The following is a 16,162-nucleotide window of genomic DNA, read 5'->3' as shown; positions in this document are numbered from 1 at the left end:
ACAGTGTTTTAACCTGTGGCGATATTATGAGTTCTACAGAAGCTACGGGTTAAAATCCGTAGCTAATTGAAATGTTAAATCTTTAATGCCATATATATAAATATTTTTTTATCTTTAATTATAGAGAATATTATTGTAAAATTATAGTAGTGATAGTTTAAATGATTTCTAGCTATAATATTTAGTAGTATGGTCTTAGATTATAATCTATTAAATAGGAGTGAAATAAATGCTGGAAGAGGTAGTTAAATTCGATTGGAAGCTGTTTGTTTATAGGGTCTATCAAAAAGCAAAGACAGTAGATATATTTGTTAATGCTATGAGTTTGGTTTACACAACTTTATTATCATTGGTGCCATTATTAATCTTCTCTTTTTATATAATGACTCTATTTAATATCTTTGGTGGGATGGATAGGATAATCAATGCTTTAAAAGAGATAATTTTAGAAAATTTAGCTACTGGGACTGGTGAAATTGTAATTAGATATTTAGAAGATTATGTTACTAATGTAGATATTACCCAGCTAGGAGTGATTAGTTTCTTCTCTTTGGTAATAGTAATAGTCTTTATGTTAGCTAGAATTGAAATGACCTTCAATAAGATCTGGGGAGTAGAGGAGCACCGTGATGTTTTTAAACGTTTTGTTGCTTTTTGGACCTTTGTTACTCTGGGTACTTTTTTGATTACTTTATCTTTGAGCTTGACAATTTCTGTGATTAGCTCTTATTTGAGCCCAAATTTAATTGAAATTTCTACTGGGAATACATATATCTTTCGTTTTATTTCAATTATTTCATATTTTTTAATCTTTATTGTAGGTTATTATTTAATTCCAAATACAGATGTAGAGCCTTTGGCTGCTATTGTGGGTGGCTCAATCAGTGGTTTTTTATTCAATTTAGCTAAAACTCTTTATAAAGTTTATACAAAGCATGCAGTTGGTTATAGTCAGATTTATGGTTCTTTATCGGTGATACCTCTCTTTTTAGTCTGGTTATATCTAGTCTGGATGATTACCTTATTAGGAGCAGTTATCTGTTATGTCTTTCAAAATAGATCTAACTTACATCACTTTAATACTTTACAGGACATTACAATTGGTATTCAAAATATAATTCCAATTGCAATCTTAGTTGTAATCTGTAAAGATTTTATAGATAGGAAGTCAACAGGGATAACCTTTGAGGGATTAGCCAATAAAATTAATATTCCTGTTGAAATAATCGAAGATAATATCAGAGGTCTAATGTCAGAGAACTTAATTACGGTTACTAAAGAGAATAGATACATTCCAATAACTACCTTACAAAGGATATCTTTATGGGAGATATGTGAACTTTTACTCTTTAAACAAGAGGTATCTATTGAAGAGATATTTGCTGATGAAGAAATCTGTGGGGTATATACTAGTGTCAAAGATGAATTGAGAAAGCACTTAGATGGCTTAACTATTACTGATTTATTAGATGAAGAATGTTGATATTAAGATTGAGTCTAGGTATGAGTTTAAGCAAAATTATCTAAACTTATACTTAAACTTACACTCAAACTAAATAAAAGTAGGTGAGTAGAATGAAGTTAGTCAGATTTAAAGTAGAAAATGAGATTAAATATGGTATCTTAGAGGATAATAAGATAAAAGAGATTGAAGGGGATATCTTTAAAGATTATCAAGCAGTTAACATAATCTATCAATTATCAGAGGTGGAGCTATTATCTCCATGTGAGCCTAGCAAAATAGTATGTGTAGGTCTTAACTATAAAGATCATGCCAAGGAATTAAATATGGACCTTCCTAATGAACCAGTTGTTTTTATGAAGCCATCAACTGCTGTAAGCAATCCTAATCAGAAGATTAAATATCCTAAAATGAGTAAACAAGTTGATTATGAAGCAGAATTGGCTATTGTAATTAAAGATGAGATTCAAGGTTTAAAAGCAACAGAGGTTGAAGAGCATATTTTAGGATATACTTGCTTTAATGATATTACTGCCAGAGATCTACAAAGTAGAGATGGTCAGTGGACTAGGGCTAAGTCCTTTGATGGATTTGCTCCTTTAGGACCAATAATAGCAACTGATTTAGATGCTGATAACTTGGGGATTGAATTGATCCATAATGGAGAAATTAAACAAGACTCTAATACAAATCAAATGATATTCTCAGTTAAGGAATTGGTTAGCTTTATTTCTCAAATAATGACTTTAAAAGCTGGTGATATCATAGCCACAGGAACTCCTCCAGGAGTGGGCAGTGTAGAAATAGGTGATAAAGTAGAAGTAAAGATTGAAGGAATAGGAAGCTTAGTCAATGAACTTAGTTAATAAAGAGGAGCAAAGTTATTATTTTAGCAAATCAAATAACAGTTAAAAGACTAATAATCATTAAAATAGATGTACTTTAATGGGGGAGATAAAGAGTGGATTTTGATATTATAATCCTTCTTGATATTATAGTTACAATTTTAGTTTCTTATAAATTCTTTACTCTAATCAAAGAAACACGAGCTATTCAATTATTAAATGGTGTATTAGTATTATTCTTGATTAGATTTGCCAGCAAACTCTTGGGGCTTAAAATATTCAACTCCTTACTAGATCAAATAAAGACTCTAGTTTTAATTGCTCTTCCTGTTGTCTTTCAGCCAGAATTGCGTAGGGCTTTGGAGCAGATTGGAAGGGGTAAGGTACTTAACTATTTGACAAGAAAGGATAAGTTTAAGACCTATATTGATAAGTTAGTAGCTGCTGTAATGAGGCTGAGTCGTGATAAAGTAGGGGCTTTAATTGTCTTAAAAAGAAGTACAGGATTACGTGATATAATCGATACAGGGGTAGAATTAGATGCTAAACTATCACCAGAATTATTGGGTAATATCTTTATTCCCAAAAGTCCCTTACATGATGGTGCTGTGATTATAGATAATGACAGGATAATAGCAGCAAATTGCCTGTTGCCACTAACTAAGAATCAAAGGTTGAGTCAGAGCTTAGGAACCAGGCATAGAGCTGCTATAGGAATAAGTGAAGAGACTGATGCTTTTGTGATAATAGTTTCAGAGGAGACAGGGATGGTCTCTACTACTTATGAAGGAAAGATTAAATATGGTTTGGATGAATTTACGTTAAAGGAGAAACTATTCACAAAATTTGAGGAGTTAGATATTAATTAAGAATAATAAATCTAAATTCAGTGGTATTAAAATTATATATTCTGAAATATCTTGATTAGTTGTTAAGATATTTATGTAGCAGTCCTATAATTAAATTTAATTGTAGGGCTGTATTTATATTATAGGTTCGTGACTCTAGAGTATAATTTAACCATGGCGTTATATAAAGATAGTGCGACAGTTTCAGCCCCCCTCTAACTCCCCCCTGATAAGGGGGAGAATAAAAATATGTCTTTAAGTCCTCCCCTTATCAGGGGGAGGATTAGGTGGGGGGGCTTTTAGAAACTGTCGCAATCTACCCATTGAGTTTCATTTTAAATTCACATACCTATATAGATATTCACTGAAACTATAGAATAAAGTCTTGGGATTGTAGTATTTAGCATTTAATTTTGATAAAATTAAAGGAGGAGATAGTCTTAAAGCAGAAATTATATGATAATTATTAGAAAGTAAAGGAGGAATTACATAATGACTAGTTATGATGAACAGATTAGCAAAAATCTTGAGGCAATAGATCAGCTCCATCAAGGATATGATGAACTGGCAGAAGCCTTAGAGGTAATCAATAAGAGTTCTAATAAAACTTATGGTCTATCTTTGAGGTTTGTTCCTAAAAGAGGGATATATTTCATAGAGGGTGGATGGATTAAACCTTTAGAAGCACTACCTTCAATAGATGATATTGATGAATTTGAATTTATCAATAAGCATGGAGAAGAGCTCAAGTTAAAGATAACCTATAAAGGTGGAGAAGTATTTATTCTTGACTAGAAAACTTTTAGATTAATAAATGACTAAAATATTGAAATACCCAGTCGCTTGTGGACTGGTTTTTTTATTTTTAGTAAGCATTGAATAAATAATAAGTGATCTTTTTGTTTAGTCTATATTTATGAATTGTTAAATAACAAGCAAATTAAATTTATATGGTTAATCAATTTTAAGCAAGATGATATTAAAAGTTGTCATTAGCAGATGGGGACATCCTTTTAAGTATTGATAAGTTATTTGTTCTGTACTTCAATACTTACTTAGAATTAGGGATATCAAGGCTAATAATGATATTATAATAAATTATCACTTGGCAAATTATAACTTGTCATCATCTGATTTGAATAAATTCATGTCATCAATTTATCTTCTCTATATTAAATAATGTCACTAATATATATTGACATAATGTTAAATTGAATTCCTTGTCTCCAATATACCGTGGTGGTATGATGTAAGTAAGTTGAACAAGTCGATAAGTGAATAAGAAAATAACAATATAAGATTAAAGTATTGTTTAACAGTAAATTTATAAACTTTAACTTGGGGAGGAATATTAAATGAGACAAAGAATTCAAAAGCTTGGACGTTTTCTTAGTGGAATGGTCATGCCAAATATAGGTGCATTTATTGCATGGGGATTCATTACAGCCTTATTTATTCCAGCAGGTTGGATGCCAAATGAGGCTTTAGCTACTATGGTTTCACCAATGATTACTTATCTTTTACCAGTTTTAATTGGTTATACTGGTGGTAAGATGGTAGGTGATATTAGAGGTGGAGTAGTTGGTGCTGTGGCAACGATGGGGGTTATTGCAGGAACCCATATACCTATGTTTTTAGGTGCAATGATTATGGGACCTGTTGGTGGTTTAGCAATTAGGAAATTTGATGAAATGATTAAAGGAAGAGTTAAATCTGGCTTTGAAATGCTGGTTAATAACTTTTCAGCTGGTATTATTGGAATGGCAGTAGCTATAATAGCTAACTTATTGATTGGACCGATTGTTACCTCTTTAAATAGTATGTTAGGTGCTGGTGTAGAAGCAATAGTTAAGGCGGGATTATTGCCTGTGGCTTCACTTCTGATTGAACCAGCTAAGATATTATTCTTAAACAATGCTATCAATCATGGAGTATTAACTCCACTTGGTATGCAAGAAGTTACTGAAGTTGGAAAGTCCATTTTTTTCTTGTTAGAAGCAAACCCTGGTCCTGGTCTTGGTATCCTTTTAGCATATTGGTTTGCTGGTAAAGGAAATGCTAAACAGTCTGCACCAGGAGCAGCACTGATTCATTTCTTTGGAGGAATCCATGAGATTTACTTTCCTTATATATTAATGAAGCCTTCATTACTTTTAGCAGTCATTGCTGGTGGAGCAGCTGGAGTATTTACCTTCTCTATAACTGGTGCTGGTCTAGTAGCAGCTGCAGCTCCAGGAAGTATCTTTGCAGTATTAGCAATGACTCCTAGAGGAAACTTCGGTGGAATTATGGCAGGTGTACTTATAGCTGCAGCAGTATCCTTCTTTGTTGCATCTGCAATTTTAAAAGCATCAAAAGATGTTGATGATAATTTAGATAATGCCACTAAACAGATGAAAGAGATGAAAGGAAAGAAGCAAGTATCTATTTCTACAAAAAACACTGGAGAAATAAATAAGATTATTGTGGCTTGTGATGCAGGTATGGGTTCTAGTGCAATGGCAGCTTCACAGGTTAGAAATAAGGTTCAAAAGGCAGGGCTAGATATAGAAGTAGATAACTCTGCAGTAGATGAAATCCCTCAAGATGTTGATCTTGTAATTGTCCATAAGGAGTTATTGGATAGAGCTAAAAAATCTGCTCCTGGAAAAGAGTATATTCCAATTGAAACCTTCTTAAATAATCCAGTTTATGATGAACTTGTAGAGAGGTTAAAAGCTGAAAAGCCAAAAGTAATCTAATAAATTTATGGAAGAATTGAAAGGGATTATATATTAAAGTAATGAGTTGCTGACAACTCATTACTTTACCCTCTTTTTTCTCTATAAGTATAAAAAGGGGAGATGCTATGAGGTTAAATAATCTATCTTCTAGACAGAAAAGAATTATCGCCATTTTAATAGAGGCCTCTAATGTTGTTACTATCAAAGAACTAGCAGATGAAATAGGTGTTAGTAAAAGAACTATCAATAGAGAGTTAGCAAGTTTAAGAGAGGCTTTAAAAGAGTTTGACTTGACTTTGCAATCAAAACCAGGGGTTGGACTATTTATAGAAGGCAAGGAAGAGCTTTTAGAAAGAGCTCAGAAGGGTTTAAAAGAGGTGTCAGCAAAGAAGGACTTAACTCCACAAGAAAGATACACTTATATTATTGAGGAATTTCTGTTATCAGATCGTTTTCAAAAATTAACTGCTCTTGCTTATAAGCTAGCAGTAACTGAAGCAACTATTAGTTATGACTTAAATAAAGTTGCTAAGTGGTTTGAGAAAAGAGGACTCTCTTTGGTTAGAAAACAAGGGGTAGGTGTTTATTTAAAGGGTTCAGAAGCATCCTTTAGAAGAGCTGTAATCGATTTTTTATATGATAACATGGAAAAAGAAGATATTTTAACTTTAATTCGTAATAGCCTAAATAATAAGCTGGCTAGTAAAGAGACAATAGCAGCAAGGATTAGAGAGAAGATATTAGACTTTATGAATATGAATATGCTTTCTGAGTTAGAAAAAGCAGTTGATGAAATTTTAAAAGAAGCTAAATTTAATATGGTGAACACGTCATATATAGGATTGATAATTCATCTAGCTTTAGCTATTAATAGACTAGAAGCTGGAGAGAAGATATATATTAATAAAGATAAATTAGATAGATTAAAGTTGAGCAAGGAGTATGAGATTGCACAGAAGCTATCTGCTAAATTAGAAGAAGTATTTGATTTGATAATTCCAATAGAAGAGATAGCCTATATAGCTATGCATTTAAAGGGGGCTAAATTAATGAATAAACTTGAATTTAATGGAGATCCCTTAGCTGTTGAAAAGCTTGAGATTATCAAATTGGCTCGTATATTAGTCAAAGAGGTAGAGCAGGAATTAAGAGTAACAATTTCAGATGATGTCACTTTAATATCAGGATTAGTAACTCATCTAGAACCAGCAATTTCTAGAATTAAAATGGGGATGGAAATTAGAAATCCTATCTTAGCTGATTTAAAGAAGGAGTATAGTGATATCTTCTCTGCTACTAGGCAAGCAGCCAATAAGCTAGCAGAGCTAATAGAAGCAAATATACCTGATTCAGAGATTGGATTTCTTACAATGCATATTGCTGCAGCAGTAGAAAATGCAAATAAATATAAAGCCAAAGTCTTACTGGTATGCTCTAGTGGGATTGGTAGCTCTAAAATTTTAGCTACTCGATTGAGAAAGACAATTGAAAGTTTAGAGATAATTGATGAAGTAGCTGCCTTCTCTTTAGAGGATAATAAGGTGGCCGAAGAGGATGTAGACCTTATAATCTCAACTATCCCTATCGATAATTATCAGGATAAATTAGTCGTAGTATCTCCTATCTTATTACCAGAAGAGGTACAAAGAATCAAAAGAAAGATAAGAGAAGTTGAGGTGGCTAACTTAGAACGAGATAGACAAAGAGAAGTAAAGAAAGATGATAGAATAGAAGATGAATTAGAGGTCATGTCCAAGATATCTAATGATATTATCAGTATCTTAAAGAATGTAAAGGTTAAAAAGGTGGCTATTAAGAATTATGATCAGATTATTAGAGAGGTGAGTAAGGAAGATTTTATCCCTCTTAATGCCAATTCTGAGGTGATATATAATGCTTTAAAAGCTCGTGAAAAGAAGGGTTCAACGATAATTCCAGAGATGAAGCTTACTTTATTACATGCTAGAGCAGAGGGAATTGACCAACCCTTTATAGGATTGATCATGCTAGATGAAGTAGTTTCATTATCAGGACCTAATAATTTAGAGCAAGAAGTCGATAGGATTATTGTTTTATTAGCCCCCAAGGAGCTTATTGTTGAAGAGATTCAATTAATCAGTAGCTTTAGTGCCTCAATAATTGAAAATAAAGATTTTCATAATGTTATTAGAGAAGGCAATAAGGAAGAATTGATAGATTATTTAAGAAAAGTGATGGAAGATTATTATAGAACCCTATTTAAATAAGTTAATAAGGAGGAGATAATTATGTTTGGGTTATTTAAAAAAAATAAGAAAAATGATGTCAAAGAAGAGAGTACAATCTTAAGTAAAGATGCTATTGTTTTGGGTGCAGAGAGTGTTGATAAAGATAAAGCAATAGAGATGTCAGGTCAACTGTTAGTAGATGGAGGATATGTTAGCTCAGCTTATATAACAGGAATGAAAGAGAGAGAGGAGAAGGTAACGACTTATATAGGCAATGGTGTAGCTATACCCCATGGGACAAGTGAAGCTAAAGAGCATATAGCCAAGTCAGGTATCTCTTTTATTCAGTTTCCAGAGGGTGTTGATTTTGGTACTGGAGAGCTATGCCATTTGGTTATTGGGATTGCAGGAAAGGGAGATGACCATATAGAGATTCTTCAGAACTTAGCAACCATCTGTCAAGAGGAAGAAGAAGTACAAAAATTAATTGATACTGATGATAAAGACTTTATTCTTAATACACTTGTTTAGGGAGGGATAATCATGAAAAAGGCAGTACATTTTGGGGCTGGAAATATAGGTAGAGGTTTTATTGGTCTATTACTAGGCTTATCAGACTATGAAGTGGTCTTTGTTGATGTAAATGAAGAGATACTTGCTGCACTGAATAAGAATAACAGATATAAGGTATTAGAAGTCGGTGGAGCAGAAGAGAAAGAGTACACAGTCAATAATGTTAGAGGAATTAATGGCAAGGAGATTTCAACAGTTGCTAAAGAGATAGCAGATGCAGATATAATTACAGCAGCAGTAGGACCTAATAATTTAAAGTTTATTGCTCCAGCAATTGCTGATGGCCTTAAGTTGAGATTGGAGAAGGCTAGACCTACAGAGCTTAATATTATAGCTTGTGAGAATGCTGTAAAGGCCTCAACAGAATTAAAGGATTATGTATATCAGAATTTAGATGAAGATTTGCACGAAAAAGTAGACTTATATATCGGATTTCCAGATTCAGCAGTTGATAGAATAGTACCTCCACAAGAGATCAATGAATCTTTAGAAGTTAAGGTAGAACCTTTTAAGGAATGGATTGTTGATCAGACTCAATTCAAAGGTGAAATACCAGAGATTGAAGGAATGAATTTAACTGACAATTTAGTAGCTTTTGTTGAGCGTAAAATCTTTACTCTCAATACAGGACACTGTGGAACAGCTTATATGGGATACTATAAAGGTTATCAATATATTCATGAAGCGATTAAAGATGAAGAAATCTACAAGACAATCAAAGAAGCTTTAAGGGAATCTGGTAGTAGCTTAATTGAGTTTTATGGTTTTGATGAAGATACTCATCAAAGTTATATTAGTAAAATCTTAAAGAGATTTAAAAATCCAGCTTTAATGGACTCTGTAACAAGGGTAGGGCGTGATCCTTTAAGAAAATTAGGTGCAAAGGATAGACTGGTTAAGCCTGCCTCAAGAGCAGTTGAAATGGGTAAATTCCCTACTAACTTAGCAAAGTGTATTGCCTTAGGATTTTTATTTGATGTAGATGGCGATGAAGCTGCTCAAAAGATTCAAGATAAGATTGAAAAAGAAGGAATTGAGCGTACTTTAGAAGCGGTTACAGGTCTTGCTCCTGAAGGTGATTTAAGTCAAGAAGTATTAAAAAAGTATAAAGAGTTAAAGGGCACTAAATAGATTATATTAAATGGTTCAACAATGAATTTTGTGATTAACACTAATTGTAGCTAAAGATATAATTTTAAGAATCTGGAATCAGAAGTCAGAAATCTGTGAAGTATACTGATCCCAGATCCCCGATAACCGATTTTTTATATTTCATTATTAGTTATCAATTTGATTTTTCACAAAAGTCGTGGAAGAGCCCATTAATGTTAAAAGTAGGTGATGTTACTTCATCCCTATTTTTAATTTTTTGTTTATATAATAGATAAGTTGGGAATAATTTATATAAACTTAATAGTTTTTATACTCAACAACTTCTTCATTACAAGGTATAATAAAGAAAAATTTTAAAAATTTGAAACTATTAATATTGATTTAGTTGAAATTAATTATTCTATAACATATAATAAAAAAGGACTAGCTGATTAAGCTGGTCACATTTGATAAGTTAAAGAATATAATAAGCTAGAAGGAGGTGAAAAAGTGGGAGAGTTGTTTGGAACTGATGGTGTTAGAGGTGAAGCAAATACCTTTTTAACAGCTGAGATGGCTTTTAAGATTGGTAAAGCAGGTGCTTACTATTTATCACAAAAGAAGGCAAATCCTAAAATATTGATTGGAAAAGATACTAGAATTTCAGGTGATATGTTAGAAGCGGCATTGATAGCTGGAATTACTTCTTTAGGTATAGATGTAGTCAAGGTTGGAGTAGTGCCTACACCAGTTGTAGCATATCTTACTAAGCATAAGGAAGTTACAGCAGGTATTATGATCTCTGCTTCCCATAATCCTGTTCAAGATAATGGAATTAAATTCTTTAATGATAATGGATTCAAGCTATCTGATCAACAAGAGGATGCTATTGAAGAGATTATCTTAAACTCTTTAGATAAACTTCCAGTACCAGCAGGAGATAAGGTAGGTAAGGTTGAGTTTATCCATCATAGTTTAGATGAATATATAGATTATATTAAGAAAACTGTCGATGGTGATTTTTCTGGACTGAAAGTAGTAGTAGATGCTGCTAATGGAGCTGCTTATGAGTTAGCACCTAGATTATTAGCAGAGTTAGGTGCAGAGGTTATTGCTCTTAATAATAAGCCAACAGGATTAAATATCAATGTAGATTGTGGTTCTACTCATCCTGAAATCCTTCAGCAGGCTGTCTTAGATAACAAGGCTGATTTAGGAATTGCCCATGATGGTGATGCTGATAGAGTGATTGCTGTTGATGATAAAGGTGAACTGGTTGATGGAGATTATATTTTGGCTATCTGCGGTCGTCAGCTAATAAAAGAAGGTAAATTAGCAGATAATACAATAGTAGCTACAAAATATAGTAACTTAGGCTTACAACAAGCTATGAATGAGGTAGATGCCAAAGTTTCAGTTGTAGGAAATGGTGACCGTTATGTTTTAGCTGAAATGATGGATAAAGACTATATTCTAGGTGGAGAGAAGTCAGGTCATATTATCTTCTTGGATTACAACACTACTGGTGATGGTGTATTAACCGCATTACAATTAATTAATGTAGTTAAGAAAAGAGGCAAGAATCTATCTCAACTACGCCAAGAGATGACTGAATTTCCCCAACTATTAGTTAATGTAAGAGTAACTAATAAGGATTGGGAGGAAAGTTCTGCAATTAATGAGGCTATTGCAGAGGTAGAAGCAACTTTGGCTGGTGAAGGTAGAATCTTTGTTAGGGCTTCTGGAACTGAACCTGTAGTTAGAGTAATGGTTGAAGGGAAAGATGAGGCTCAAATAGAAGAGCTAGTCAATAAGGTAGCTTGTGTTGTAGAGGCAGAGTTAAATTAAAAGGCAATGTACAATTGACAATTAACAATTGTCAATTAAGATCAAAATAGGATTAATATGATTTTAATTGTACATTGTGCATTGTACATTGTTAATTGGTTTATAATTATAGCGCCCGAACTTACAATTAGCACTTAATAAAGAGTAAATAATAAAGAATATCGGATGTTCTTCATTAACTATTATTTATTCTTTGGTCAATTGTAAGTTGACGAGGAGGGGGATTATCGAACTTTCGGCGGATACCCCCAGGCTAGAGCTATTAGCCTAGAACTAAATTCTTAAAAATTAGGAGTAATCCTAATTACAAAGGAATTTAGAATAGCTAGTTTGAACTTTGAAATTTAAATATACTGGAGGTAATCTATATGTGTGGAATTGTCGGTTATATTGGAAAGCAAGAGGCTACTCCTATTTTGGTAGAAGGATTAAAGAAGTTGGAGTATCGTGGCTATGATTCAGCAGGGATTGCGTTATATAATGATGGAAGTACTGATATCTTTAAAATAGTCGGTAAATTGGATAACTTAAAAGGATTAACTGATAAAGAAGAGCCTAAGGGGAGTATTGGAATTGGTCATACCCGTTGGGCAACTCACGGTAAACCATCTACTCCTAATTCTCATCCCCATACTAGTGCTAACGGAAAGTTTACAGTAGTTCATAATGGGATTATTGAGAATTATATGAAGTTGAAGGAAGAATTAAAGGGTAAAGGTTATGAATTTAACTCAGAAACTGATACTGAGGTAATCCCTAACTTAATTCAGGACAATTATGATGGTGATTTAGAAGAAGCAGTAAGAAAGACAATTGCTAGATTAGAAGGTGCTTATGCCTTAGTAATCTTATCTTCTGAAGAGCCTGATAAATTGATTACTGTAAGAGAAGACAGTCCTTTAATTATAGGTTTAGGAGAAGGAGAGTACTTTATTGGTTCTGATATTCCAGCTATTTTAAAGCACACTGATGAAGTTTATATCTTAGATGATGGTGAAATGGCCGTAATTACTCGTGCGGGAGTAGAGTTATCTACGGTAACAGGCGATCAAGTAGATAAAGGTGTATTTAAGGTTGATTGGGATCCTGGGATGGCAGAGAAATCAGGGTTTGACCACTTTATGTTAAAAGAGATTCATGAACAGCCAGAGACTTTAAGAAGATGTACTGCTGGTAGGCTAACAGAGACAGATATAGAGTTAGCTAATTTCAATTTAACAGCAGAAGACATTAACTCCTATAATAAGATTTATATTGTAGCGTGTGGAACTGCCTATAATTCTGGATTGGTTGGAAAGTATGCAATTGAGAAACTGGCAAAGATTCCAGTAGAGATAGATGTTGCTTCAGAATTTAGATATAGAGATCCATTAGTAGATGAAAGTACTCTAGTAGTTGTTGTTAGTCAATCTGGAGAGACAGCAGATACTTTAGCAGCTTTAAGAGAAGCTCAGGATAAAGGTGCTAAAGTAGTGGCTATTTGTAATGTGGTTGGTAGTACAATTGCCCGTGAAGCCGATGATGTTATCTATCTGCAAGCTGGACCAGAGATTGCAGTTGCTTCTACTAAAGCTTACATTGGAATGCTAATGTCCTTTTATATGCTAGCTATCTATTTTGCTAGAGCCAAGAAGACATTAAGTGATACAGAAAGTAAGAGATTAATTGATGGACTTAAGGCTCTACCTAATCAGGTACAGGATATTATTAATAATAGTGAAGAAGAGATTAAAGAATTATCTAAAGGATATGCAGACCATGAGCATGCCTTCTTTATTGGAAGAAGTATCGATTATGCTGTAGCTGTAGAAGGTCAATTAAAATTAAAAGAGGTTTCTTACCTCCATTCAGAAGCCTATCCAGCTGGTGAATTAAAGCATGGAACCTTAGCTTTGATTGAAGAAGGGATTCCAGTAATCGCTTTAGCGACTCAAAAATCAGTAATTGATAAGACTTTAAGTAATATCAAAGAGGTCAAAGCTAGAGGTGGAGTTGTAACTGGGATTATTATTGAAGGTGAAGATGAGATTGAAGATTTAGATTATAGAATTGAAATACCTAAGACAGATGAGTTATTGACTGCTATTTTGTCAGTAGTACCAACTCAATTATTAGCGTATTATGTAGCTGTAGAGCGCGGTTGCGATGTTGACCAGCCACGTAACTTAGCTAAGAGTGTAACGGTAGAATAAGTTATTAGAAATAATCCCTTGAGTTTAAACTCAAGGGATTATTTCTTTTATTATATCAAATAACAACTGGGGTTCTATATAAATAAAGCTGTTTGACTACAATCTAATCTAAATATCAATTAAATTTTGATCAGAGCAAGGAGAAATAGGAAATTTGTAGAAGTTATTTATAGAAGAAGATAATAGATAAGGAGTTAGATGATGAAGGGGATAGGGATTGATATTATCGAGATTGAACGGATTAAAGATGCTATTTTAAGTAAAACTAGTTTTAAGGATAGATTCTTTACAGAGGGTGAGATTGCTTATTGTGAGTTACATAAATCTCCTTGGAGTCATTATGCTGGTCGCTTTGCAGCTAAGGAAGCTGTGGTTAAGGCTTTAGGAACAGGTTTTAGAGGCTTTAAATGGCAGGATATAGAGATAGTGAAAGATGATTTAGGAAAACCTAAAGTTGTATTGCATAATCAAGCCGATAAACTTGCTCAAGAAGTGGGGATAACAGATATTATGATTAGTATCTCTCATAGTAGAGATTATGCAGTTGCAAATGCAGTAGCGATATGATAATCAGTTTATAGTGTATAGTTGAGAGTTGATAGTTAAAAGATTTAAAAAACTTTACTAACTTTCAACTATAAATTATCAACTATCAACTGTTTTTTCTGGGGGTGGTTAAGATGAAGGTAGTAACAGGGGCTGAGATGAAAGAGGTTGATAGATATACTATTGAAGAGGTTGGTATCTCTGGTTTAGTTTTGATGGAGAATGCAGGCAGAGAGGTTGCTCAAGCTGCTGTAGAACTGTTAGATGATTTAAAGGATAGAATGGTAATCGTCTTAGCAGGTAGAGGAAATAATGGTGGAGATGGTTTTGTTGTCAGTAGATTATTGATAGAGCAGGGATTTGAAGTCAAGACTATTCTGTTAGGCAAGAAAGAAGATATCAGTGGAGATGCTAAGCTAAATTTAGATATTTTAGATAAGTTAGAGGCTAAAGTATGGGAGATAAGCAGTAAAGAAGAGGTTCTAGAGCTAAAGTTGCTATTAGATAAGTCGGATTTAATAGTAGATGCTCTCTTGGGTACAGGAATTAAAGGAGAATTGAGGGGCTTATATCCTGAGGTGATTACTATGGTCAATAATTCACCTACGGCTGTGCTTGCAGTGGATATTCCATCAGGTGTAGAAGCAGATACAGGAAAAATTGCAGATATAGCTGTCAGAGCCGACCAGACTATCACCTTTGCTTTACCAAAGATAGGAACTATACTCTATCCTGGAGCAGATTTTGTAGGTGATCTACAGATAGCTGATATTGGAATTCCTCAGATGGTTATTGCTAAACAGGAATTTAAGGTAGATTTCATTACTTCCGAATTTATTAATAAATTACTTCCTACTAGAGCAGCCGATAGCCATAAAGGAAGTTATGGTAAACTATTATTAGTAGCTGGTTCAACTGGAATGACTGGGGCAGCTGCCTTAGCTACTCAGGCGAGCTTAAGAGCAGGTGCTGGATTAGTAACATTGGGAGTCCCAAGAAGTTTAAACCCTATCTTAGAAAGTAAATTGACAGAAGCTATGACCTATCCCTTAGCTGATAGCAAAGAAGGTATCTTAGCAAGGGAATCTGTAATTGAGATTAAAAGACTAATAAATAATAGAGATGTATTGGGGATTGGTCCAGGGTTGACTGCTAATGATGAGATTGCTTATATTGTTAATCATCTTCTAGAAAATGTTAACAAGCCTATAGTAGTTGATGCTGATGCTTTAAATGTTATTTATGATTTAAACAGTTTAAAAGAGAGAACTGCTCCTACAGTTTTAACTCCTCATCCAGGAGAGCTATCTAGACTAATCAATCAATCTATCGAAGGAATTAGTGATAATTCTCTTGAGATAGCTAAGAACTTTGCTAGTGAATATAATGTTATCTTGGTTTTGAAGGGAGCTAGAACTATTATAGCTACTCCTCAGGGAGAGGTTTATATCAATTCTACTGGTAATTCTGGGATGGCTACTGGTGGTAGTGGAGATGTATTGACAGGTTTAATCTCAGGGTTGCTTGCCCAGGGGATTGATGGAGTAGATGCTACTATTATAGGTGTATATCTACATGGTTTGGCTGCTGACTTGGCAGCAGATGAGTTAACAGAGTATTCTTTATTGCCAAGTGATATTATAGATTATTTACCACAAGCAATAAGAGCAGTGAAGAGTGGAGTGGGAAAATTCGTTTGGGTATTTTCTCCTCACGAAGAGTCCAAAGGACTCGTAGGAAGAGTGAAGAGTGAAGAGTGAAGAGTGAAGAGTGAAGAGTGAAGAGTGAAGAGTGAAGAGTGAAGAGTGAAGAGTGAAGAGTGAAGA

Annotated in this window: 12 protein-coding genes; all 12 read left to right on the top strand. The window is 33.7% G+C overall.

Annotation, left to right across the window (positions count from 1 at the left end):
* Nucleotides 1-229 precede the first annotated feature (229 nt).
* The gene (locus tag ACTCDL_RS07980) at nucleotides 230-1,483 is read left to right on the top strand and encodes a YihY/virulence factor BrkB family protein (protein WP_463175637.1); all 1,254 of its coding nucleotides are present in this window, start codon (nucleotides 230-232) and stop codon (nucleotides 1,481-1,483) included.
* 92 nt (nucleotides 1,484-1,575) lie between these two features.
* Nucleotides 1,576-2,328, top strand: coding sequence for a fumarylacetoacetate hydrolase family protein (locus ACTCDL_RS07975; RefSeq protein WP_463175636.1), 753 nt, complete (start codon nucleotides 1,576-1,578; stop codon nucleotides 2,326-2,328).
* A gap of 95 nt (nucleotides 2,329-2,423) precedes the next feature.
* On the top strand, nucleotides 2,424-3,176 hold the full coding sequence (gene cdaA, locus ACTCDL_RS07970) for a diadenylate cyclase CdaA (RefSeq protein ID WP_463175635.1): 753 nt from the start codon (nucleotides 2,424-2,426) through the stop codon (nucleotides 3,174-3,176).
* Between the two features lie 471 nt (nucleotides 3,177-3,647).
* Entirely contained in the window at nucleotides 3,648-3,950 is a 303-nt protein-coding gene (locus ACTCDL_RS07965) for a hypothetical protein (protein WP_463175633.1), read from the top strand.
* A 560-nt stretch (nucleotides 3,951-4,510) separates the two neighbouring features.
* Nucleotides 4,511-5,896 (top strand): PTS mannitol transporter subunit IICB, encoded by a 1,386-nt coding sequence (locus ACTCDL_RS07960; RefSeq protein ID WP_463175632.1) that lies wholly within the window; start codon nucleotides 4,511-4,513, stop codon nucleotides 5,894-5,896.
* A 107-nt stretch (nucleotides 5,897-6,003) separates the two neighbouring features.
* Nucleotides 6,004-8,124, top strand: coding sequence for a BglG family transcription antiterminator (locus ACTCDL_RS07955; protein WP_463175631.1), 2,121 nt, complete (start codon nucleotides 6,004-6,006; stop codon nucleotides 8,122-8,124).
* 21 nt (nucleotides 8,125-8,145) lie between these two features.
* Complete coding sequence (locus ACTCDL_RS07950; RefSeq protein ID WP_463175630.1) at nucleotides 8,146-8,616, top strand: PTS sugar transporter subunit IIA; 471 nt, start codon at nucleotides 8,146-8,148, stop codon at nucleotides 8,614-8,616.
* Nucleotides 8,617-8,628: 12 nt separating this feature from the next.
* A complete protein-coding gene (locus ACTCDL_RS07945) occupies nucleotides 8,629-9,789 on the top strand; it encodes a mannitol-1-phosphate 5-dehydrogenase (protein WP_463175629.1) in 1,161 nt (386 codons plus the stop codon).
* Between the two features lie 471 nt (nucleotides 9,790-10,260).
* Nucleotides 10,261-11,598 (top strand): phosphoglucosamine mutase, encoded by a 1,338-nt coding sequence (gene glmM, locus ACTCDL_RS07940; RefSeq protein ID WP_463175628.1) that lies wholly within the window; start codon nucleotides 10,261-10,263, stop codon nucleotides 11,596-11,598.
* 368 nt (nucleotides 11,599-11,966) lie between these two features.
* Nucleotides 11,967-13,790, top strand: coding sequence for a glutamine--fructose-6-phosphate transaminase (isomerizing) (gene glmS, locus ACTCDL_RS07935; RefSeq protein WP_463175626.1), 1,824 nt, complete (start codon nucleotides 11,967-11,969; stop codon nucleotides 13,788-13,790).
* A 198-nt stretch (nucleotides 13,791-13,988) separates the two neighbouring features.
* Entirely contained in the window at nucleotides 13,989-14,357 is a 369-nt protein-coding gene (acpS, locus tag ACTCDL_RS07930) for a holo-ACP synthase (protein WP_463175625.1), read from the top strand.
* A gap of 113 nt (nucleotides 14,358-14,470) precedes the next feature.
* Nucleotides 14,471-16,096, top strand: coding sequence for an NAD(P)H-hydrate dehydratase (locus ACTCDL_RS07925; RefSeq protein ID WP_463175624.1), 1,626 nt, complete (start codon nucleotides 14,471-14,473; stop codon nucleotides 16,094-16,096).
* The last annotated feature ends 66 nt before the right edge of the window (nucleotides 16,097-16,162 follow it).

It is taken from the genome of Orenia sp. (assembly GCF_055140805.1).
This window is presented reverse-complemented; position numbering and strand designations above follow the sequence as displayed.

What these genes read in the sequence shown, in the direction of transcription:
- glmS (WP_463175626.1), top strand. Translation starts at nt 11,967, where the DNA reads ATGTGTGGAATTGTCGGTTATATTGGAAAGCAAGAGGCTACTCCTATT.
- ACTCDL_RS07925 (WP_463175624.1), top strand. Translation starts at nt 14,471, where the DNA reads ATGAAGGTAGTAACAGGGGCTGAGATGAAAGAGGTTGATAGATATACT.
- ACTCDL_RS07980 (WP_463175637.1), top strand. Translation starts at nt 230, where the DNA reads ATGCTGGAAGAGGTAGTTAAATTCGATTGGAAGCTGTTTGTTTATAGG.
- ACTCDL_RS07975 (WP_463175636.1), top strand. Translation starts at nt 1,576, where the DNA reads ATGAAGTTAGTCAGATTTAAAGTAGAAAATGAGATTAAATATGGTATC.
- ACTCDL_RS07950 (WP_463175630.1), top strand. Translation starts at nt 8,146, where the DNA reads ATGTTTGGGTTATTTAAAAAAAATAAGAAAAATGATGTCAAAGAAGAG.
- acpS (WP_463175625.1), top strand. Translation starts at nt 13,989, where the DNA reads ATGATGAAGGGGATAGGGATTGATATTATCGAGATTGAACGGATTAAA.
- ACTCDL_RS07955 (WP_463175631.1), top strand. Translation starts at nt 6,004, where the DNA reads ATGAGGTTAAATAATCTATCTTCTAGACAGAAAAGAATTATCGCCATT.
- ACTCDL_RS07960 (WP_463175632.1), top strand. Translation starts at nt 4,511, where the DNA reads ATGAGACAAAGAATTCAAAAGCTTGGACGTTTTCTTAGTGGAATGGTC.
- ACTCDL_RS07945 (WP_463175629.1), top strand. Translation starts at nt 8,629, where the DNA reads ATGAAAAAGGCAGTACATTTTGGGGCTGGAAATATAGGTAGAGGTTTT.
- ACTCDL_RS07965 (WP_463175633.1), top strand. Translation starts at nt 3,648, where the DNA reads ATGACTAGTTATGATGAACAGATTAGCAAAAATCTTGAGGCAATAGAT.